General features: G+C 53.1%; 20 protein-coding genes and 4 tRNA genes. 22 read left to right on the forward strand and 2 right to left on the reverse strand.

The window, feature by feature from the left end; translation table 11 throughout:
* Positions 1 to 10 precede the first annotated feature (10 nt).
* On the reverse strand, positions 11 to 973 hold the full coding sequence (locus AB1598_13175) for a methyltransferase domain-containing protein (GenBank protein ID MEW6145961.1): 963 nt from the start codon (positions 971 to 973) through the stop codon (positions 11 to 13).
* A gap of 293 nt (positions 974 to 1,266) precedes the next feature.
* Between AB1598_13175 and AB1598_13180 the strand changes: the two genes are divergently transcribed.
* The 9 genes from AB1598_13180 (at position 1,267) to AB1598_13220 (ending at position 10,195) form a co-directional block, all read left to right on the forward strand.
* On the forward strand, positions 1,267 to 1,959 hold the full coding sequence (locus AB1598_13180) for an HAD family phosphatase (GenBank protein MEW6145962.1): 693 nt from the start codon (positions 1,267 to 1,269) through the stop codon (positions 1,957 to 1,959).
* Positions 1,960 to 2,077: 118 nt separating this feature from the next.
* Positions 2,078 to 3,142, forward strand: coding sequence for a sugar phosphate nucleotidyltransferase (locus AB1598_13185; protein MEW6145963.1), 1,065 nt, complete (start codon positions 2,078 to 2,080; stop codon positions 3,140 to 3,142).
* A gap of 93 nt (positions 3,143 to 3,235) precedes the next feature.
* Complete coding sequence (gene gmk, locus AB1598_13190) at positions 3,236 to 3,847, forward strand: guanylate kinase (GenBank protein MEW6145964.1); 612 nt, start codon at positions 3,236 to 3,238, stop codon at positions 3,845 to 3,847.
* Between the two features lie 4 nt (positions 3,848 to 3,851).
* Entirely contained in the window at positions 3,852 to 6,014 is a 2,163-nt protein-coding gene (locus AB1598_13195; protein ID MEW6145965.1) for a bifunctional (p)ppGpp synthetase/guanosine-3',5'-bis(diphosphate) 3'-pyrophosphohydrolase, read from the forward strand.
* 95 nt (positions 6,015 to 6,109) lie between these two features.
* A complete protein-coding gene (gene lepB, locus AB1598_13200; GenBank protein MEW6145966.1) occupies positions 6,110 to 7,045 on the forward strand; it encodes a signal peptidase I in 936 nt (311 codons plus the stop codon).
* Between the two features lie 43 nt (positions 7,046 to 7,088).
* Positions 7,089 to 7,436, forward strand: coding sequence for a hypothetical protein (locus AB1598_13205; protein MEW6145967.1), 348 nt, complete (start codon positions 7,089 to 7,091; stop codon positions 7,434 to 7,436).
* Positions 7,437 to 7,448: 12 nt separating this feature from the next.
* Positions 7,449 to 7,982: a bifunctional pyr operon transcriptional regulator/uracil phosphoribosyltransferase PyrR gene (gene pyrR / locus AB1598_13210; protein ID MEW6145968.1), complete on the forward strand. Its 534-nt coding sequence runs from the start codon at positions 7,449 to 7,451 to the stop codon at positions 7,980 to 7,982.
* A 3-nt stretch (positions 7,983 to 7,985) separates the two neighbouring features.
* Positions 7,986 to 8,915, forward strand: coding sequence for an aspartate carbamoyltransferase catalytic subunit (locus AB1598_13215; GenBank protein ID MEW6145969.1), 930 nt, complete (start codon positions 7,986 to 7,988; stop codon positions 8,913 to 8,915).
* A complete protein-coding gene (locus AB1598_13220) occupies positions 8,912 to 10,195 on the forward strand; it encodes a dihydroorotase (protein MEW6145970.1) in 1,284 nt (427 codons plus the stop codon). The genes AB1598_13215 and AB1598_13220 overlap by 4 nt, the downstream gene beginning before the upstream one ends.
* A 3-nt stretch (positions 10,196 to 10,198) precedes the next feature.
* Here the strand turns inward: AB1598_13220 and AB1598_13225 are convergent, their stop codons facing one another.
* Positions 10,199 to 10,708 carry a hypothetical protein gene (locus AB1598_13225; GenBank protein ID MEW6145971.1) on the reverse strand — a complete coding sequence of 170 codons (510 nt, stop codon included), beginning with the start codon at positions 10,706 to 10,708 and terminating at the stop codon, positions 10,199 to 10,201.
* Positions 10,709 to 10,831: 123 nt separating this feature from the next.
* On the opposite strand from AB1598_13225, the gene AB1598_13230 reads away from it, so the two are divergent.
* The 13 genes from AB1598_13230 to AB1598_13290 form a co-directional block, all read left to right on the forward strand.
* On the forward strand, positions 10,832 to 12,019 hold the full coding sequence (locus tag AB1598_13230; protein ID MEW6145972.1) for an MFS transporter: 1,188 nt from the start codon (positions 10,832 to 10,834) through the stop codon (positions 12,017 to 12,019).
* A gap of 69 nt (positions 12,020 to 12,088) precedes the next feature.
* On the forward strand, positions 12,089 to 12,499 hold the full coding sequence (locus tag AB1598_13235; protein MEW6145973.1) for a PaaI family thioesterase: 411 nt from the start codon (positions 12,089 to 12,091) through the stop codon (positions 12,497 to 12,499).
* 90 nt (positions 12,500 to 12,589) lie between these two features.
* Positions 12,590 to 14,053, forward strand: a complete 1,464-nt coding sequence (lysS, locus tag AB1598_13240) for a lysine--tRNA ligase (protein MEW6145974.1) — start codon at positions 12,590 to 12,592, stop codon at positions 14,051 to 14,053.
* A complete protein-coding gene (locus tag AB1598_13245) occupies positions 14,050 to 15,357 on the forward strand; it encodes an ABC transporter permease (protein ID MEW6145975.1) in 1,308 nt (435 codons plus the stop codon). The genes lysS and AB1598_13245 overlap by 4 nt, the downstream gene beginning before the upstream one ends.
* A gap of 3 nt (positions 15,358 to 15,360) precedes the next feature.
* Positions 15,361 to 16,035, forward strand: a complete 675-nt coding sequence (locus AB1598_13250) for an ABC transporter ATP-binding protein (protein MEW6145976.1) — start codon at positions 15,361 to 15,363, stop codon at positions 16,033 to 16,035.
* Entirely contained in the window at positions 16,025 to 18,427 is a 2,403-nt protein-coding gene (bamA, locus tag AB1598_13255; protein ID MEW6145977.1) for an outer membrane protein assembly factor BamA, read from the forward strand. The genes AB1598_13250 and bamA overlap by 11 nt, the downstream gene beginning before the upstream one ends.
* A gap of 20 nt (positions 18,428 to 18,447) precedes the next feature.
* A complete protein-coding gene (locus AB1598_13260) occupies positions 18,448 to 18,957 on the forward strand; it encodes an OmpH family outer membrane protein (GenBank protein ID MEW6145978.1) in 510 nt (169 codons plus the stop codon).
* A 32-nt stretch (positions 18,958 to 18,989) separates the two neighbouring features.
* Positions 18,990 to 19,436, forward strand: a complete 447-nt coding sequence (gene fabZ, locus AB1598_13265) for a 3-hydroxyacyl-ACP dehydratase FabZ (protein ID MEW6145979.1) — start codon at positions 18,990 to 18,992, stop codon at positions 19,434 to 19,436.
* 134 nt (positions 19,437 to 19,570) lie between these two features.
* Positions 19,571 to 19,645 (forward strand) — tRNA-Thr (locus AB1598_13270).
* A 47-nt stretch (positions 19,646 to 19,692) separates the two neighbouring features.
* Positions 19,693 to 19,775, forward strand: a tRNA-Tyr gene (locus AB1598_13275).
* A 76-nt stretch (positions 19,776 to 19,851) separates the two neighbouring features.
* A tRNA-Gly gene (locus AB1598_13280) sits at positions 19,852 to 19,925 on the forward strand.
* A gap of 13 nt (positions 19,926 to 19,938) precedes the next feature.
* Positions 19,939 to 20,014: transfer RNA gene (locus AB1598_13285), tRNA-Thr, on the forward strand.
* Between the two features lie 52 nt (positions 20,015 to 20,066).
* A partial coding sequence (locus AB1598_13290; protein ID MEW6145980.1) for a GTP-binding protein occupies positions 20,067 to 20,172 on the forward strand: 106 nt, incomplete at its 3' end.

The raw sequence follows: 20,172 nt of genomic DNA on the forward strand, positions 1-20,172 counted from the left end.
GTGTTAGGCTTCAGCAGCAGCTGCCTCCGCCGTCAGGCGCGCAGCACGAGCTTTCCTCCTGTTTCCTGCCTGACTCCGTTATTATAAACATGCCCGAATAAGGGGCGGCGGAAAGTTTGGAGGCAGTATCCGTGCATACTTCGACGGCCTGATTTCTGGGAAAAACATGTCCCTCTTCGTCTATTATCACCTTGAAGGGGCCTTTGTAAGTTGCGTACTGTCCTGTGTAGATGCAGCCCGGTGTTTTCCGGAATTTGTATCCCCTGACAGTGACCGAATAGAATTCGATGTTTTCGACACACTTCCAGTATTTTTTGTCGAGCACCTCTATGCCGTAAAAACCCGCCTGCTCCATGTGGGAGAGAAACCGGTCTTCGGCAAGCGAGCCCGAAATGCACTCGCCCAGAAGCCGCTCGTCGTTTTTCAGATGCGCGGGAATCTCGCGGTCGGAAACGATGTCGGATACGACTATCCTTCCACGGTCCTTGAGCACCCTCCATATCTCGGAGAATACTTTCCGCTTGTCGGGGGAAAGATTGATGACGCAGTTGGATGTGATAAGGTCTGCTGAGTCGGCGTCGGCGGGTATCTCTTCGAGATAGCCCTTCCGGAACTCAACGTTCTTGTATCCCAGATTCTCCGATACCGCCTCCTTGTTTTCATTCGCTACTCTGAGCATGTCGTCTGTCATATCGACGCCGATGACCTTTCCCGCCCGCCCTGTCTTCTTGGCCGCGATGAAGCAGTCTATGCCCGCTCCCGAGCCCAGGTCGAGCACGGTTTCTCCGGTGGTAATTCCCGCAAGGCTGATCGGGCTTCCGCAGCCGTAGAACCTTTCGGTTACCTCGCGGGGTATGTGGCTCGTTTCCTCGGCCGGGTAACCGCCCGGACAGCAGAGGCTCGCCTGAGGTTCCCTGGCTGCCCTGCCGTAAAATTCCTTTACACTCTCTCTCGTTTGGTCTTTTGTCTCCATATACTGCTTATCTCCTGTATTGGTTGTAGGTGCGGATATTGGGAATTTATATCTATTCTTGCATCTCCATAGCCCGATGTAAATAGGACTCTCGGTCCCCGGCAGATGTAATTACGTTGAAATCTACCGTTTAGATGCTTATTATCTTTTAGAGTTTCATTTTTTTGCTGCGGATTCCGGTTTCGATTAGTGAGCGTATCGTTTAATTTACACCCTCCGCTAATTGCAGACGGCGGGTATTGTTACGTTGTAACACCCTAAGCTAGAGCCGGGAGGATAAGACAGATTTTCATATGGAATTAAAATCGGTGATTTTTGATTTCGACGGGGTGATAGCGAATACGGAGCCTGTCCATTTAGGCGCCTTCCAGCTTACACTCGAGGGCATCGGTATAGAGCTTACCGAAGAGGACTACTACGCCAACTACCTGGCATACGACGACAAGACTTTCTTCAGGAGGCTTCTCGATGACAGGGACTATAAGCACGAAGAAGCCCTCATTGCCGAGCTCATGGAAAGGAAGACCGGCCACTACGATAACCTGATAAAAGGCAGGATCGAGATACTGCCCGGAGTAAAGAGCTTCATCGAAAGGATAGCGGGCCGGTACCGTCTCGCTATAGGCTCAGGGGCGCTTAGGGCCGAGATCACGGATATACTCGAGTTCGCGGGGATCGGCGGATATTTCGAGGTAATCGTCAGCGCCGAGGACGTAGAGAACTGCAAGCCGGCCCCGGACGTGTTTCTCGAGGTGTTAAAAAGGCTCAACTCCCGGGCTTCGATTACAGGTCCTATAGCTGCCGGGGAGTGCCTCGTCATAGAGGATTCCGTTTCGGGAATCAAGGCCGCTCTCTCGGCAGGGATGAAGTGTCTCGCCGTAACGAACTCTTATCCGGCCGAAGAGCTTTCCCATGCGCATATGGTGAAAGAGAGCCTGGGCGGGGTCGGGATCGAAGACCTGATCGTATTGTTCCCGGGGCTTTGATAGAGTCTTCCGGCTACTGCAAACACGATTTGGCGTGCAGGTCCTCTATTCGTCCGTAGAGATTGAGAAATGCTCTGACTCCAATTACTATTACGCTATGGATATGTATGCTCTTGTAATGGCAGGCGGGGAGGGGAAGAGGTTCTGGCCGCTTAGCAGCCGGAATAAACCCAAGCAGTTTCTCTCGCTCACCGGCGAAAAGTCCCTCTTAAGGCAGACCGTTGACAGGGTCCTGCCCCTGATCCCGATTGAGAAGGTATTCGTCGTCACCGTCGCCGGATATGCGGAAGAGACCCTTAAACACATACCCGAGCTTCCGGAAGAAAATATCGTCCTCGAGCCCGAGGGGAAAAACACGGCGCCGTGCATTGCTTACGGTACTCTCAGAATCAAGCGTTCCGCAAAAGAGCCGGTTATCGTCGTCCTGCCCGCTGACCATGCGGTGGGCGACGACGAAGGGTTCCGGGATGTGCTTGAATTCGCCTATGGCGCTGCATCGGTCAGGCTTGAAAACGGAAACTACCCGCTTATTACACTCGGCGTAACGCCGACAATGCCCGAGACGGGTTACGGGTATATAAAATCCGCCAAGAAAGTCGTGTTCGCCTCGGGGCCCTTGAACGCGTACAGGGTCGAAAGGTTTACAGAAAAGCCCGATCTCGGCACTGCGCTCGGTTTCCTGAAGGAAGGCGGGTACTACTGGAACAGCGGGGTGTTCGTGTGGAAGGCCTCGTCTATAATCTCAGACTTTTCAAAGATTATTCCCGAATGGTACGAACATTTCGATGAAATTTCGGCGAGCCTGGGGAAACCCTCGGAAGAAGTTACAGTGTCTTCCTTTTATAAAACCATAGAGCCGGGCTCTATAGATAAACTGATACTCGAGCGTTCGGACAACACCGTCGTCATCCCGGTTACCTACCCGTGGAGCGACGTGGGCAGCTGGAAGACGCTAGACGAATTCCTGCGCAAGGGTGTGGACGACAACATATTTCATGGTGAGGGAATTTCGGTCGATTCGTCCGGGTGTCTCGTGTTCGGGGACAAGAGGGTCATAGCGCTCGTCGGAGTGAAGGATCTAGTGGTGGTCGACTCCGGGGACGGTATACTGGTTCTCGATAAGGATAAGTCGCAGGATGTGAGGAAGGTAGCCGAAGAACTTAGTAAAAAGAATAAAGATTAGTCACCAACCTGCCATAATCAATTGATATTTATTGTTTTCTGTCCTAAAATTGTATAGGAGCCAAGGGCTTAATCGAATAAGCGGGATGAAATTATAATGCGAGAAGGGAATATCTTCATAGTTTCGGGTCCTTCGGGAGGCGGGAAGACCACGCTCGTAAAAAGGGTGCTCGAAGGTCTGAACAATCTCAGGTTTTCGGTTTCCTGTACTACGAGAAAGCCGAGAGCGGGCGAAGTGAACGGGAGAGACTATGTTTTTGTCACCGACGGTGAGTTCGGAAAGATGATCGAAGAGCATAAATTCGCCGAATATGCTAATGTATACGGCCACATGTACGGCACCCCTATCGCGGAGCTTGAAAATGCGGCTAAAACGGGAGTCGACCTCATTCTAGACATAGATGTCCAGGGCGCAAAACAGATAAAGCAAAGGTTCAGCGGAGGGGTATACTGCTTTGTCCTCCCGTCGTCGTTTGACATTCTGAGGCAGAGACTTCTCGAGAGGGGGAGCGAAAAAAAGGGCGAGATTGAAAAGCGTCTCGCCAATGCCAGGAAGGAGATGGAAGACATAGACAACTATGATTATATTATTGTAAACGATGATCTCGACCGGGCTGCGGAGTGTCTTACATCTGTAATAATTTCGGCCAGGTGCAGTAAGGACAAGTCTATGGGGATTGTAAAGAAAGGGTATTCGACCGAATAAGACAATGATCAGGCTTAACGACATAACGGAGCGTGTGAATTCCTACCTTTATCTCACGGATACGGACGTCGAGACACTCAAGAAGGCGTACGTCTATTCGGCGAAGGTACACGCCGGACAGACCCGGAGTTCGGGAGAGCCGTATCTCAGCCACCCGCTCGAGGTGTGCGGCATATTGGCCGAAATGAAGCTCGATATGTCGTCGATAGTCACTGGGCTCCTCCACGATACGGTCGAGGATACGCTCGCCACGACAGAAGAGATAGATACCATGTTCGGAAGCGAGATCGCTTTTTTAGTGGAGGGTGTCACAAAGATAAGCCAGCTCCCCTATACGACCAAGATCGAGCGTCAGGCGGAGGGATTCAGAAAGCTCATATTGGCGACCGCCAAGGACATAAGGGTGGTCCTCATAAAGCTCGCCGACAGGCTCCATAACATGCGCACCCTCGGGTACCTTCCCGAGAGCAGGCGGAAGAGCATAGCGAAAGAGACCTTCGATATATATGCCCCCCTCGCGCACAGGCTGGGGATAAACTGGCTCGCGAACGAGCTCGAGGACCTGTCGTTCCGTTTCCTCAATCCCGAGGAATACGAGAGGCTCGCCAACCTGATCGAGGAGAGAAAGAAGGAGTGGGGGGCTCACGTCGACGAGATAAAGAAGATAATAGGCGGCAAGCTCGAGGAGTTCGACATAAACGCCGAGGTCACGGGCAGGTTCAAGCACGTGTACGGCATCTATAGAAAAATGCAGTCCCAGAATATAGAGTTCGAGAGCGTGTACGACGTGATAGCGTTCAGGATAATCACGAACTCGCTCAGGGAATGTTACGAAGCGTTGGGCGCCGTACACTCCGCATGGAAGCCCGTGCCGGGACGTTTCAAGGATTACATAGCGCTCCCCAAGGGGAACGGTTACCAGTCTCTCCACACGACCGTGATAGGGCCCTTCGGCGAGAGGATGGAGATACAGATAAGGACCCGCGCGATGCACGAGATCGCGGAGTACGGCGTCGCTTCGCACTGGAAATACAAGGAAGGCAAGCTCGACAGCCGCGGCACGTACGAGATCTACTCCACGCTGAGGCAGCTCCTCGAATGGAAAGACATAAAAGACCCGACGGAGTACATGGAAGCGATAAAGGGCGAGCTCATCTCGGACGTTGTCTATGTCTTCACGCCCCAGGGAGACCTCATGGAGCTCCCGAGCGGGGCGACGCCCGTCGATTTCGCCTACGCCGTGCATACCGAGGTCGGGAACAAGTGCACGAGGGCGAACGTCAACGGCAAGCTAGTCCCGCTCAGCCACCAGTTGAGGACGGGCGATACGGTGGAGATAGTCACCTCTGGCGACAGGCAGCCCAACAGGGACTGGCTCAAGTTCGTCGTCACCTCCCGTGCGAAGACGAAGATACGCTCGTGGCTCCGGAACGAGGAAAGGACTCAGTCGGAGATAGTCGGGAAATCCATCTGCGAGCGTAAGTTCAAGCAGCACGGGCTCGACTTCCAGGCTATGCTCAAGGCGGGAGAGCTCGAGAGCGCTCTCTCGGAATTGAAGTTCAGGGACGAAAAGGAGCTCTACCTGGCGGTAGGTTTCGGCAAGATTTCGGCGACCGACCTCTTGAAGCGCGTGCTCCCGACCGACAAGATGCGTCCCGGCCCCGAGAAAGAATCCAGGATCGAGAAGATCATACAGACAATCACGGGCCCGAGCGAAGGCGGCGTGCTCATCAGCGGGTACAACGACGTCATGATAAGGTTCGCCAACTGCTGCTCCCCGCTGCCCGGCGAGCAGATCACGGGCTACATCACGAGAGGGAAGGGGATAACGATCCACAAGAGCGACTGCCCTCGTCTTCTCGACGTGGACGACGCGAGGCGCATAGACGTCGAGTGGGACAGGAATTTCAAACCGCTCAGGCCGGCGAGGATTGTCGTCATGTGCGCCGACCGTCCGGGCATGCTGTCCAACATCACGAGCTCATTCTCTTCGTCCGATATAAACATATCGAAGGCCGAGATACATTCTACCGATGTCGATACGGCGGTCGGGACGTTCGATGTGGTGGTCAGCGACCTGGAGCAGCTCGAGAACGTCATGAAGTCCATAAAACAGGTGGACGGAGTGAGGTCCGTCGAAAGAATGCTCGAATGGGAAAGGGCCTAGTATCATGAGAGAATCCCGGAAATGAAGCCGTTTAACCTCTCACGATTGAAAATATTGAAAGGAACCCATTCACCATATATACTCAAACCTCAATTATGTTCGGTATATGGTCCAAAGAAGCGAGAGCCAGGAACAGAGCCAAGCAGATAATATCCCAGACACAGGCACTTTTAAACAAGAACAGCGCTAAGATAAGCCCGGAGTCCGCAGCCGTCGTCAGTAAAAGGATAGCCGGGGCCGAGATGGCCCTTGCCGGGGGTGATACGGAAGAAATAATAAGGCGGACGAGCGATCTCGAAGGGGCTTCGAGAGACTACCTTTCGAGGTTCGCGAAATCGAAGCTGAGACAGAACGTCGAGGCGCTCGTGTTCGCGGTGGGCTTGGCACTCCTCATAAGGACCTTCGTGTTCCAGCCCTTCAAGATACCCTCGGGCTCCATGATACCTACTCTCCTCGTCGGTGACCACCTCCTCGTAAGCAAATTCATATACGGCACGAAAATACCCTTTACGGACAAGATCGTATTGCCGGTGGAACGGATAAAGAGGGGGGATGTCATAGTTTTCACGTACCCCAATACAGAGCACGACCCTTCCAAGAATAACATTTATTACATCAAGCGCGTGATCGGCGTGCCCGGGGACAGCATAGACCTCGACGGGAGACAGCTCGTGATAAACGGACAGAAGGTGCCTATAGAATTCACGGGCACTTACACGGACGAGAGGAACGGAGAGCAGTTCGACGAATACGACGAGGACCTTTTCGGGGAAGTCCACCGCGTGATTTACAGGAAGGGGAGGGACTCGACTAACAGGGGCAGCTTCATACCCGTAAGCGTCGTACCCGAAGGGTACGTGTTCGTGATGGGCGACAACAGGGACAACAGCCAGGACTCGAGGTTCTGGGGGTTCGTGCCCGTCGGCAATATCGCCGGGAAGGCTTTTCTGATACACTGGTCATGGGACTTTGAGAACCCGGACATAGGGAACAAGGTCAGATGGAACAGGATTCTTTCGGGTATAGATTGACGGTCGGTTCGAATTTATGACGGGTTGTCGGAGGTAGTTAAGGATGAAAATATCTTCGATATTCTGGATCCTGCTCCTGGCCCTGATTTTTTACGTCGGATTTAAAGTAGTGCCTATCTACTATCGCGGTATTTTCGGGATAAGGGGCGTGTGTCAGGAGAACGCGGACGTCTACCATAAATACGGGCGGGGCTACGTGCAGACAGGCATATCGGAAATGCTCCGGAACATCGGGATACCGAAAGAAAAAAGCCGGTACAGTATTAAAGAGGAAGGCGATAATATCGTAATCTCGATCACGTACAGGGATTCGGCTACTTTTTTCGACAGATATACCAAGGAGTTCGAGTTCGACTACGAGTGCGAGGGAGTGCGCAAAGCCGTATATTGAGAGAGAACATTTATGTCTACAAGAACTGTGATGGATTCGGATTCGGTCAGCAGGACAATCTCGCGTATGGTCAACCAGATTCTCGAAAAGAATAACGGAGCCCGGGATCTCGCCGTAATCGGCATCAGAACTAGGGGCGTTTACATAGCGGAGAGGATCGTGCGCGAGATCGAGAAGCTCGAAGGGATAAGGCCGCCGATGGGAATTCTCGATATATCGTTCTACAGAGACGACCTCATGCGAAAAACGGAATGGCCTAACGTCAAGAAAACCGAAATCCCTTTCCCTGTCGAGGACAAAAAGGTCATCCTCGTCGACGACGTTATCTATACGGGGCGCACTATCAGGGCGGCCATAGACGAGATCATGGATTACGGGAGGCCTTCTTCCATACAGCTCGTGGAGCTGATCGACAGAGGGCTCAGGGAGCTGCCAATACAGCCCGACTACGTCGGGAGCAGGCTCGACACCCTCAGCACGGAAGAGGTCAGGGTCCATCTGAAGGAATCAGACGGCAGGGACGAAGTAATTATAGTAAAAGAGTAAGAAATGGCATTTGAGAGAAAACACATACTGGGACTCGAAGAATTGTCGGCCGAGGAGATATCGCTCATCCTCGATACGGCGGAGTCCATGAAAGAGGTTTCAGAGAGGGACGTGAAGAAAGTGCCTGCGTTGAGGGGCGTGACCGTCTGCAATCTCTTCTTCGAGCCGAGCACGCGGACGAGGTCGTCTTTCGAGATAGCGGAGAAAAGGCTGAGCGCGGACGTGCTCAATTTCACAACGTCCCAGAGCAGCGTCGTCAAGGGCGAGAGCCTCCTCGATACGGCGAGGAACCTCGAAGCGATGGGCGCGAGCATGATCGTCATAAGGCACCCGATGTCGGGCGCGCCGTGGCTCCTTGCGAAGGAGCTCGAATCTTCGATAATAAACGCGGGGGACGGCTCACACGAGCATCCGAGCCAGGGTCTCCTCGACCTCTTTACAATAAGGCAGCTCAAGGGGAGGATAGAGGGGCTAAAGGTAGTAATAGTGGGCGACATACTCCACAGCCGTGTGGCGAGGTCGAACATATGGGGGTTTATGAAGCTCGGGGCCGAGGTAAGGGTCGTGGGCCCGCCGACGCTGGTGCCGAAATATATAGAGAGTATAGACGTGAAATCGTTCTACAGCCTCGATAAGGCCGTAGAGGGCGCCGATGTCGTGATCATGCTCCGCATACAGAAAGAAAGGCAGGACTCCGAGTTCTTCCCGTCGCTCAGGGAGTATTCGAGATTCTACGGACTCACGAGGGAAAAATTGAGATGCGCCGCCCGGGACGTCACCGTCATGCATCCCGGACCGATTAACAGGGGCGTCGAGCTCTCTTCAGATATAGCGGACGGGCCGGGCTCGGTCATTCTCGAGCAGGTGGCTAACGGCATAGCGGTCAGGATGGCGATGTTTTATCTGGTCGCCTCGGCGAGGAGCGGCTCATGAGCATACTGATAAAGGGGGGAAGGATAATAGACCCTTCCAGGAACTACGATAAGGTCGGAAATATCCTCATAGAAAAGGGGACTGTAAAGTCTTACCCGGAGGATATTAAAAAGCTCGAAAAGGATTCAGCCGTCAAGGTCCTGGACGCCTCGGGCAAGATAGTTTCCCCCGGGCTCGTCGACCTGCACGTTCATCTGAGAGAGCCCGGGTACGAGCATAAAGAGACCATTCGCACGGGCTGCGAATCCGCGGCTGCGGGCGGCTTCACCTCGATCGTCTGCATGCCCAACACGAACCCCATAAACGACAACGCGTCCGTGACCGAATATATAATGCTCAAGGCGCGCACGGAAGGCATAGTAAACGTATTCCCGCTGGGCGCCATAACCAAGGGAGAGAACGGAGAGACGCTCGCGCAGATAGGGGAGATGTTTGAGGCCGGCTGCGTCGGTGTGTCGGACGACGGCATGCCTGTGATGAATTCCAAGGTCATGCGGCACGCGATGGAATATGTAAAGGCGTTCGGGATACCGGTCATATCACATTCCGAGGACTTGAACCTCTCGGGCAACGGCGTTATGAATGAAGGGTACACGTCGACGCTCCTCGGGCTGAGCGGCATACCGGCGGCGTCGGAGGACGTAATGGTATCCCGCGATATAACGCTCGCCGAGCTTACCGGCACTCACCTCCACATCTGCCACGTGTCCACGGCGGGGTCGGTGAGGTTGATCCGGGCCGCGAAAGGGAGGGGAGTGAAGGTGACGGCGGAAGCGGCGCCCCATCATTTCACTCTTACCGATAAGGCCGTCGCGCAGTACGATACGAACGCTAAAATGAAGCCGCCCTTGAGAAGCGAAACAGACAGGGATGCTGTCAGGGAAGGGCTCGCGGACGGCACCATAGACATAATAGCTACAGACCACGCCCCCCACAGCGAGGATGAAAAAATGGTGGAGTTCGATCAGGCCCCCTTCGGCATCGTGGGGCTCGAGACGGCGCTTCCGCTTTCGCTGAAGCTCGTCGAGGACGGCGTCCTCACGTTAAACCAGATGATCGCCAAGCTCACGCATCTGCCATCGGCAATTATCAGTGTCGATAAGGGGACGCTCAGCCCCGGCGTTCAGGCCGATATAGTGATATTCGACCCGGAGAAACAGGTCAAAATCGATAGAGAAAAGTTCCGCTCGAAAAGCAGGAATACGCCTTTTAACGGCTGGGACCTGAAAGGGGCCGTCCTCTACACGATCGTAAACGGCAATATCGTTTATTCTGTATAATCCCTAAGGTGAATTCGGTTCTTCAACGAAGCAGACTTCCGGATATTTCCGTCCGACGGATTCCCAGAATTCTTTGGTGACGTCGTCCATTTTATATTTGGGATTGATTTTTACATTCCCCGTATCGAGATCGATCTCGACCATCGTTTCGTCCTTGTCTGTGAGAAGCGAGAACTTTCTCGGGCCAATGACCTTGTAGCTCGTCTCAATCTTCTGCTCGTAGTTGATGCTCATCCCGACGGTCGGGTCGAGGTGGATTTCCGGCTCGTCCGACTCGACGACCTCCACGTCCTCCCGCGCCGCTTCTGACGGCGGGCTTGCCGGTTTTACCGACGGGGCTATCTCTTTGTCCTGCGGATCTGATAACGACGCTTCTTCTCTTCCGCCGCCGGGTGTTAGCGCCTCACAGTCGGCACCGTCGATATTGATCGATATGTTCTTATTCGTATAGAGGAGGTATGAGGAGATACCGAGCAGCGCCGTAAGGATTACAATAACGAAAATTCTCACCATGATCTTTCCCCCGATTACGTGAGTAAGTCGTCTTCTCCGTCCCTTCGGTAGAAGTATAACCTGACGATCCTTGATTTTGCTTGTTAATTTTGTGGTATAAGATAATCACAGCCGTTATAGCTTATGAAAACATCTTTTCAGGACATGAAAGATCGAGGGCCTTCCGGCGATACGCCGCTCCTCAACCGGGACTTCGTTCTGATTACAGTAACTTCCTTCGTTTTCTTCTTTACCTATCACTCCTTCATCTTATTGCCGCTACGGATAGAGGAGCTCGGAGGCAGCGAATCGTCGATAGGGTTCATCATGGGGGCGGCTTCGATGGCGACGATCCTTACGACGCCGTCTGTCGGTATCCTGATAGACAAGTGGGGAAAGAAGTGGTTCCTGCTCGCCGGGGGGCTCCTCATGTCTGTTACCTCTCTCCCCTTCGCGTTCCTTGATTCGCTCGGCGTCATCTTCCCGGCGCTCAGGGTCCTTCACGGGGCCGCGCTCTCCCTCTGCTTCGTCTCGGCGGGGACTCTCATCGCGGACGTCTCTTCGCCCTCGAGGAGGAGCCAGGCTATCGGGATTTTCGGTATGTTCAGTGTTATAAATTTCGCGCTCGCGCCTTATGTAGGGAAAAAGATAGTAGAGACGTACGGCTTCGGAGACTTATTCGTCTTCGATTTCATATTCGGGTCCTTCGGGGTCTTCGCGGCGCTTTTCATCAGGGAGCCCGAGCCTCTTTCGCCTGACGGCGTCCGGGGGGGCAGCTACAGGGAAGCCCTATTCAGGCGGGGTGTATTCGCAGCCGCCTTCGCGCTGATGATAGCAGGGACAGGGTTTGTTTCGGCGATTACCTTCGTTCCCGTGTTCGCAAAGAGGATCGGCGTAGACTCGTTCGAGCTGTTTTTCATAACGTACACGGCTGCCATACTCGCGGTGAGGCTCATAGGCGGATGGATTCCCGACAAGTTCGGAAAGAAAAAGACATCTCTACCGGCTCTCATTCTCTTCGCGATGAGCGTAATTGCGATCGGGTTTACCTCGGGGGCATCGGGCCTCATACTGGCGGGCGTATTGTTCGGGCTCGGACACGGGCTCTTCTATCCCGCTATTTACGCCCTGGTCATAGACCTCTCGCCCGAGGCGGACAGGGGGAAGGCTGTCTCGATATGCAGCGTCGCCTTCACGTTCGGAGGCATGCTCGGCGTTTTCATTTACGGGGTGATAGCGGAGGCATGGGGGTTCCGTCTTATGTTCGAAGCGGCGGGGACTATATGCGTGCTCGGATTCCTTGTCTTCGCCTTCGCGGGAAAGGAAGCCTAGAGCTTGGCCGGCCGGGCGGCAAACACACAGTGTCAGGTAAGATATAGCGATATATAAACGGAGGCGTAAATGTCGGAGGAGAGAGATTTGAAGAAGGATTTCCCCGTAGTGCCGTTCTGGGAGTTTCTCGGGATCAAAATAGTGGAGATGCGTCCTGGGTTCGGCAAGCTCACGATTCACACGGATGAGAACCTGACCAACCCGTACGGTTATACTCACGGCGGGGTTCTGTCCACATTGGCCGATTCCGCCGCCGCCGTGGCGATTGCGGGAATGGTCAGGGGCAAAGGCAAGAAGTTCATGACGGTCGAGATGAATATCAGCTATATCAGTCCCGTAGTCGGGGGTGTTATAGAGGCGCGCGCGAAGGCCTTGAGGGAGGGCAGGATAGTTCCCGCGGAGGTCGATATAATTAATGACAATAAACTTGTTGCCAAGGCCATAGCCACGTATATTATTGTTGACGATAAGAAGGATTGAGCTATTCCCCGCACTTCATTCCGTTTTCATATCGAGCATGGCTGAGCTTGACGATAAACTCCTTTTGGGGTAGAACCTTTAACTTTAATCATGGACAACGATCAGTTCGAGCAGAGAAAAGAAAAGCTGAATGAATTAAGAAACTTAGGCATAAATCCCTTCGCGAACGGATACAAGCCCGGCGCCCTCGCGGGCGAGCTTTTATCGAAATTCGGAGAGACCACGGCAAGCGAGCTCGAGAACCGAAACGAGGACTACTCACTCGCGGGCAGGGTCGTCGGGCTAAGAGACTTCGGCAAGAGCATATTCTTCCACATCGCGGACAGGTCGGGGAAGATTCAGGGGTATCTGAAAATGGATGTCATAGGGGAGGACAAGCTCAAATTTTTTAAGAGGTATGTAGACCTCGGCGACTTCATCGGCATAAGCGGTAACCTCTTCAAGACCCGCACCGGCGAGCTCACAGTCAACATAAAGGATTTCAAGCTCCTGACGAAAACCCTTCATCCTCTCCCCGAGAAGTGGCACGGCCTCAAGGACGTCGAGGCCAGGTACCGCCAGCGTTACCTCGACCTCATCTCCAACCCCGAGATCAAGGATATATTTCTCATACGGAGCAGGATCATCAAGCTCATAAGGAAGTTCCTCGACGAGAGGGAATTCATCGAGGTCGAAACCCCGATCCTCCATCCGATAGCCGGAGGAGCGGCCGCGCGCCCCTTCGAGACGCACCACAACGCTCTCGGCATGGACCTCTTCCTCAGGATTGCGCCCGAGCTTTACCTTAAAAGACTCGTGATCGGAGGGCTGGAGAGGGTTTACGAAATCGGAAGGACGTTCAGGAACGAAGGGGTCTCGACCCAGCACAATCCCGAGTTCACCATGATAGAGTTTTATCAGGCGTACGCCACGTACGAAGACCTCATGGAACTGATCGAGGAGCTCATCTGCTGCCTGGCGCTCGAGATAAAAGGCTCGCTCGTGTTCGAATACGGCGGCGCCGAAATCAATATGACACGGCCTTGGAAGAGGATAAACGTGATAGAGCACCTCGAGCAGACCCTGGGCAAGGATGTCCTCACGGACGACGCGAAGCTCTTTCAAAAAGCCCATTCGATCGGGGTCGATCATAAACGTATCAGGGGGAAGGCTATAGTCGAGATATTCGAGAAGATAGCAGCCGAGGAGCTCAGGAATCCCGCTTTCGTATACGGTTTCCCGCTCGACGTATCCCCTCTCGCGAGGAAGAACGAGGCCGATCCCGATATTACGGACAGGTTCGAGCTCTATATATACGGCAGGGAGATAGCGAACGCTTTCTCCGAGCTGAACGACCCGATAGACCAGAAGGAAAGGTTCAGGAGCCAGCTCGACCTCAAATTAAAGGGAGAAGAAGAAGTGCACGAAATGGACGAAGACTTCGTTACGGCTCTCGAGCACGGAATGCCGCCGACTGCAGGGGCGGGCATAGGCATAGACCGTCTCGTCATGCTTTTTACAAACTCACCCTCCATAAGGGAAGTCATTTTCTTTCCCCACCTAAGGCCGGAATGAAATACGAATTCTTTATAGGGCTCAGGTACCTGAGCTCCAGGCGTAAACAGAAGTTTGCCTCTATAATCGGCCTCATCTCGGTCCTGGGCGTGATCATAGGCGTGATGGCCCTCAACGTTGTGCTTTCGGTCATGGGCGGGTTCGAGGAGGAGCTCAGGGAAAAGATACTGGGCGTGAGCTCCCACATAGTGATACTGAGCTACGACGGCCCCATGAAGGATTATTCCAAGATAGAAGACGAGACGCTCAAATTCCCGGGGGTTCTCGGGGCGAGCCCTTTTATTTACGGGCAGGGCATGATGGCAAGCGAGAACAACGTGTCTGGCTCCGTCGTGCGGGGTATTGACCCGGGGACGGCGGGCACCGTCACGAATATCGAGCAGGCGCTCGGGCGAGGCGTGTTGGGAAGCAAAGAGGACGATAAGAGAATATCCGATGAGCAGCTGAGCAGAGTTGGCAGGGAGGTGCTCAATAAGCTCACGGCTGAAACGGAATCGGGGAAACCCCCCATACTGCTCGGCAAGGAGCTTGCGAACACGCTGGGCGTGATGGAGGGGGATCAGGTGAGCCTCGTATCCCCTTTCGGCAAGATGGGGCCTTTCGGCGCCACCGCCAAAGTGAAGAAATTCGAGGTGGCCGGTATATTCGATTACGGCATGATCGAGTACGACTCGTCGATCTCTTACGTCGGCCTTGAGGACGCCATGGATTTCTTCGATATGAACGGCGAGGTCTCGGGAGTGGAGGTCAAGGTCAGGGATATCTACGACGCGAGGGGGATAGGCACGGAGCTCGCCTCGATATTGGGCTTCCCTTATTACACGAGGAACTGGGAAGAGGTCAACAAGAGCCTTTTCAAAGCGCTCAGGCTCGAGAGGATAGCGATAGCTATTTTTTTGGGGCTGATCATACTCGTTGCGGCGCTCGACATAGTAAGCGCGCTGACAATGGTCGTCATGGAGAAGGGCAGGGACATCGCGATACTTCGGGCAATGGGGGCGACCAGGAACGGGATATTGAAGATATTCGTGATAGACGGGATGATAATAGGCTTAGTCGGCACCCTCCTCGGCAGCCTGTCCGGCTACGGCATCTGCTACATGCTCAAGACGAGCGAAACTATAAGGAAACTGATTCCATTTGATAATAATGTCTATCCTATTTCAGAGTTTCCAGTTAAAATTGAACCGTTTTATTTTCTTACGGTGGCTTTTTTCAGCATATTGATATGTTTTATCGCAACGTTGTATCCGTCATTCCAGGCGTCTCGAAAAGATCCGATTGAGGCACTGAGGTATGAGTGAAGAATGGAGATTCGAGTACGAGGTTTATGGAAGGTGTTTGAAACCGACGGCGGCCGGGTTGAGGCTCTTAAGGGAATTGATCTTGACATATCGGACGGGGAAATGCTTGCGATAGTCGGTGTCTCAGGATCGGGGAAAAGCACTCTTTTGCATATTTTAGGAACGCTCGACCAGCCGTCAGCAGGAGAAGTATATTACGGGGACGTCAATGTTTTCAAGCAGAACGACAGCGAGCTCGCGGCATTCAGGAACAGGGAGATAGGGTTTGTCTTCCAGTTCCATTACCTGCTCCCTGAGTTCAGCGCCTTGGAGAACGTTATGATGCCGTGCCTGATTAACGGGCTGAGCGCGGCCCGCGCGAAGGAGATGTCGCTCGATGTGCTGAAGAGAGTGGGTCTCGAGCACAGGGTCGAGCACCGGCCCGGGGAGCTGTCGGGCGGGGAGCAGCAGAGGGTCGCGATCGCGAGGGCGGTCGTATTAAAACCCAGGGTCATTCTGGCGGACGAGCCTACCGGGAACCTCGACCTGGATACGGGAGCGTCTATCGTCGACTTGTTTCTGATGCTTAACACGGAATACGGGATTACATCGGTGCTGGTCACACATAATCAGGAAATCACCAGACGGCTCGAGAGGAGTATCAGGCTTTCCGATGGGAAAATCGTCGATGTCAATTAACTTCAGAGCGGGCGGGCTCGTTTTTGCGGTCGCCATGTTTCTCCTTTTGAGTTACGTATGCCGGGAAACCGCGTTCGGGCAGGACGCAGGCGGCAAGGAAACCCCTCAAGCGGATACGGTCAAGGAGCCCGCGGTCGGCGCTGCGGAGGGCGCTGAAAGCCCGGAGCAGCCGGTTGCGCAGGAGCCGGACAGAATAATACAGATAAAGATAGAAGGGAACCTCCGTGTGGAGACGGAGCTCATCGGGCTCAATATTTCCTCAAAGGTGGGCGAGCCCCTTTCCTCAGCGACGGTCAGGGAAGACGTAAAGAAGCTGTATAAGCTCGGATTCTTCGAGGACGTTACTGCCGATACCGAAAAGACCCCAGAGGGAGTCGTCCTTATTTATAAGGTCAAGGAAAAGCCTGTAGTCGCCGACCTCAGGATCAGGGGAAACAAGGACATAAAGAGCGATAAGATTCTCGAGGTCATCGACGTCAAGGAAGGCCGTATTATCGACCTAAGCAAGGTGAAGCAGAGCCAGGAGGCCATAAGCGCCCTTTATGCTCAAAGCGGACTCGTGGGAACGGTGGTTGATTACAGCATCGAGCCCGAGGGTGAGGGGACCGTAAGCGTCACGTACGAAATAAAAGAAGGTAAGAAGGCCTACATCAAGAAAGTGATATTCGTCGGGAACGAAAAGCTCAAGACCAAGGTCATCAAAAAGGGCCTTTATTCCAAACCCAAAGGCATGTTTTCCTTTATTTCAAAGAAGGGCCTCTACAACCCACAGGAAATAGACAATGATTCCGAGAGGATAAGGGTTACTTATATCGATAACGGGTTTCTCGACGTAAAGGTGAGCAAGCCCGAAATAACGTATAGCGACGAGGAAAAGGGTTATATAATTACGTTCAATATCGACGAGGGAAACCAGTATAAAGTCAGCGAGCTCTCGTTCGTCGGGGATATGATCGTTCCCGAGGAGGAGCTTCGCGCGACCTTGAAGCTCAAAAGCGGAGAAATCTTCAGAGGCAGCCTGCTGGCCCAGGACATATCGGGCCTCACTACCTTTTACGGCGACAAGGGTTATGCGTTTGCCAACGTTGAGCCTGCGTTCAAGCTCAACAGACAGGAGCTCACGGTGGCCGTCCAGTTCAGGATTGAAAAGGGGCCTGAGGTATATGTGAGGCAAATCGATATAGTCGGGAACACCCGTACGAGGGATAAGGTTATCAGGAGAGAGGTTCCCATCGAGGAAGACCAGTTATACAACGCCACGGAGGTTCAGGCCATTAAATCGAGGGTCACGAGGCTCGGTTTCTTCGAGGATAACGTCGAAGTCGCTACGGAACGGGTCCCCGGCACCGAGGACCAGATCGATATAAAGGTGAAAGTCGAAGAGAAGCCGACCGGGTTCTTCAGCATAGCGGGAGGATTCAGCTCGGTCGAGACATTTATCTTTGCGGGCCAAATTCAGGAAGCGAACCTTTTCGGATACGGGAAGAGGCTCACGTTAAACGCGCAAATAGGCGGTGTCACACAGCTTTTTTATGTAAATTATCAGGACCCCCACTTCCTCGATACAGACTTCACTCTCGATGTCCTCGGCTTCAGGACCGACAGGCAGTTCAGGGATTTCGAAAGGAGCTCGTTCGGCGGAAGCTTGACTATAGGCAGGTACCTGTGGTGGAACCTTAGGGGCAATATAACGTACAGGCTCGAGGATGTGAAGATCGGCGACATAGACGAGAACGCGAGACTCATTATCACCAGGTCCAAAGAAACGATCAGCAGCATCGGGTTCGGTCTGGTCTGGGATTCGAGAAATAATCTCCTCGACCCGAGCGCGGGCAACCTCAGCGAGACTGAAATCGAGTCAGCGGGCGGCCCGTTGGGTGGAAATACCGATTTTATTAAATATACTGTATCATCAAGACAATGGTTTCCCCTTTGGCTCGGTACGGTGTTGACCGTCAGGGGGACATACGGGGTCATCGATTTCAGGAATAACGGGAACGACCTGGTCGTCGGCGAAAGGTTCTTTCTCGGTGGACCGAACACTCTTAGAGGCTACGGCTTCAGGAGGGTTGGCCCGAGGGTACCCGCTGCCGACGGAAGCTTCGTTATAATCGGCGGCGTTCAGCAGCTCCTGTTTTCGGTCGACTATATCTTCCCGATCCTGCCTTCGGCGGGGTTCAAGGGGGCGTTGTTCTTCGATATGGGAGACGCGTTTAACGACGGGCAGGATGTGACTTTAAACCCGAACGACCTGAGAAAAGACGTGGGTTTCGGCGTGAGATGGGTATCTCCGCTTGGTCCTCTGAGGCTCGAAGTCGGGTTTCCCCTCGGAGACAGGCTGCCCGGCGAGGATCCTTACGAAATACAGTTTACGATCGGAACATTATTCTAAATTTTAAGGAGGTGTAAGAAATGAGGGTATTGTTACTTGTGTTAGGTTTGTTGCTGCTGACGCCTGCTCTGTCGTATTCGCAGAGTGGCAAAATCGGTGTTATCGATTTACAGATGGTTATAGCGAATTCGAAGGCGGGTAAGGCTGCGAAGTCGGCATTCGAAGCCGAGTTCAAGCAGAAGCAACAGATCATTGAGAGCAAGAACGCGCAGCTGGAAGCGATGAAAAACGAGTTCATACAGAACGGACCCGTCATGAACGAAACTACGAGGAAGCAGAAAGCCGAGCAGATCGATCGTCTGGACAAAGACCTCCAGAGATCCAGGGCCGACTTCAGGGACGAGCTCCAGAAAAGGGATTATGAGCTGCTCGAGAAAATATTAAAGGATCTCGACGGCATACTCCAGTCAATCGGCACGTCCGAGGGCTATACCCTAATAATCGAAAAAACCGAAGGCGGGGTCATTTTCTCAACTCCGGCTATCGATATAACCCAGAAGGTCATACAGGCTTACGACGCTAAGAACTGATGCTTGACGGAACTATTACGGACGGGAACAACTTGAAAATTTTAATTGATAGAGAATCTATCAAGGATCATATTCCTCACAGGGAGCCGTTTCTTTTCGTCGATGAGGTCGTCGAGCTCGAGCACGGCACGAGGATCGTGGCGGTCAGGAGGTTCCGCCCGGAGGAGGAGTTCTTCAAGGGCCATTTCCCCGGAGCTCCGATAGTCCCGGGTGTAATAATAGTCGAAGCGATGGCTCAGGCGGGAGGGGTGCTTTATAACGCGTCTTTCACGGAGGAGAGATTATCCAAAGGGCAGACCGGGGCTTACCTTGCCGGGCTTGAAAAGGTGCGTTTCAGGAAAGCCGTCTATCCGAACGATATTTTGAAGATGGATGTGAGGATCCTGAAGATGCGGTCGAAGATCATAATATTCGCCGGGGAGGCGAGTGTCGGGGATTCAAAGGTGGCTGAAGCTGAAATTATGGTTTCGCTCTATTAATTTATTTAAAATCAATTCCTTACCTTGACAGTATCCTCTTTCTCATGTTATTATACGTGATTTCATATATAGGGGCGAATTCTATCTAATTTCATATTAACGGAGAATCCATAGGAGCTATAGATTCTTTAGACGCTGGCGTAGCTCAGTGGTAGAGCAGCTGATTTGTAATCAGCAGGCCGGGGGTTCAAATCCCTTCGCCAGCTCCACAGGAAAAATGTCGCAATTGCAGAGAGTTATATACAATATAGACGGAGGGGAGGTGGCTGAGCGGTCAAAAGCAGCAGACTGTAAATCTGCCGGTGCAAGCCTACGTAGGTTCGAATCCTGCCCTCCCCATAGAACTGATATGAGAAATGGAACCCCCCTGTTTTTACCGGGGATCAAGCTCAAGGCAGGCTGCTATGCTTTAAAAGCGGGAGTAGCTCAGTTGGCTAGAGCATCAGCCTTCCAAGCTGAGGGTCGCGGGTTCGAATCCCGTCTCCCGCTCATCGTTTTCCTTGCCCACGTAGCTCAGTCGGCAGAGCACATCCTTGGTAAGGATGAGGTCAGCGGTTCAAATCCGCTCGTGGGCTCCATGCGTTATATGAAAACTCGTTCTTTAATCAATTAAGGAGGTAACACCAGGCGATGTCTAAGGAGAAATTTGCGCGGGGGAAGCCGCACTTGAACATAGGTACGATAGGACACGTGGACCACGGTAAGACCACGCTCACTGCGGCGATAACGAAGGTAT

The organism is Thermodesulfobacteriota bacterium (assembly GCA_040754335.1).
Classification (GTDB): Bacteria; Desulfobacterota_D; UBA1144; order Nemesobacterales; family UBA2774; genus 2-12-FULL-53-21.

What these genes read in the sequence shown, in the direction of transcription:
- AB1598_13175 (MEW6145961.1), bottom strand. Translation starts at nt 973, where the DNA reads ATGGAGACAAAAGACCAAACGAGAGAGAGTGTAAAGGAATTTTACGGC.
- AB1598_13180 (MEW6145962.1), top strand. Translation starts at nt 1,267, where the DNA reads ATGGAATTAAAATCGGTGATTTTTGATTTCGACGGGGTGATAGCGAAT.
- AB1598_13185 (MEW6145963.1), top strand. Translation starts at nt 2,078, where the DNA reads ATGGCAGGCGGGGAGGGGAAGAGGTTCTGGCCGCTTAGCAGCCGGAAT.
- AB1598_13195 (MEW6145965.1), top strand. Translation starts at nt 3,852, where the DNA reads ATGATCAGGCTTAACGACATAACGGAGCGTGTGAATTCCTACCTTTAT.
- lepB (MEW6145966.1), top strand. Translation starts at nt 6,110, where the DNA reads ATGTTCGGTATATGGTCCAAAGAAGCGAGAGCCAGGAACAGAGCCAAG.
- AB1598_13205 (MEW6145967.1), top strand. Translation starts at nt 7,089, where the DNA reads ATGAAAATATCTTCGATATTCTGGATCCTGCTCCTGGCCCTGATTTTT.
- pyrR (MEW6145968.1), top strand. Translation starts at nt 7,449, where the DNA reads ATGTCTACAAGAACTGTGATGGATTCGGATTCGGTCAGCAGGACAATC.
- AB1598_13215 (MEW6145969.1), top strand. Translation starts at nt 7,986, where the DNA reads ATGGCATTTGAGAGAAAACACATACTGGGACTCGAAGAATTGTCGGCC.
- AB1598_13220 (MEW6145970.1), top strand. Translation starts at nt 8,912, where the DNA reads ATGAGCATACTGATAAAGGGGGGAAGGATAATAGACCCTTCCAGGAAC.
- AB1598_13225 (MEW6145971.1), bottom strand. Translation starts at nt 10,708, where the DNA reads ATGGTGAGAATTTTCGTTATTGTAATCCTTACGGCGCTGCTCGGTATC.
- AB1598_13230 (MEW6145972.1), top strand. Translation starts at nt 10,832, where the DNA reads ATGAAAACATCTTTTCAGGACATGAAAGATCGAGGGCCTTCCGGCGAT.
- AB1598_13235 (MEW6145973.1), top strand. Translation starts at nt 12,089, where the DNA reads ATGTCGGAGGAGAGAGATTTGAAGAAGGATTTCCCCGTAGTGCCGTTC.
- lysS (MEW6145974.1), top strand. Translation starts at nt 12,590, where the DNA reads ATGGACAACGATCAGTTCGAGCAGAGAAAAGAAAAGCTGAATGAATTA.
- AB1598_13245 (MEW6145975.1), top strand. Translation starts at nt 14,050, where the DNA reads ATGAAATACGAATTCTTTATAGGGCTCAGGTACCTGAGCTCCAGGCGT.
- AB1598_13250 (MEW6145976.1), top strand. Translation starts at nt 15,361, where the DNA reads ATGGAGATTCGAGTACGAGGTTTATGGAAGGTGTTTGAAACCGACGGC.
- bamA (MEW6145977.1), top strand. Translation starts at nt 16,025, where the DNA reads ATGTCAATTAACTTCAGAGCGGGCGGGCTCGTTTTTGCGGTCGCCATG.
- AB1598_13260 (MEW6145978.1), top strand. Translation starts at nt 18,448, where the DNA reads ATGAGGGTATTGTTACTTGTGTTAGGTTTGTTGCTGCTGACGCCTGCT.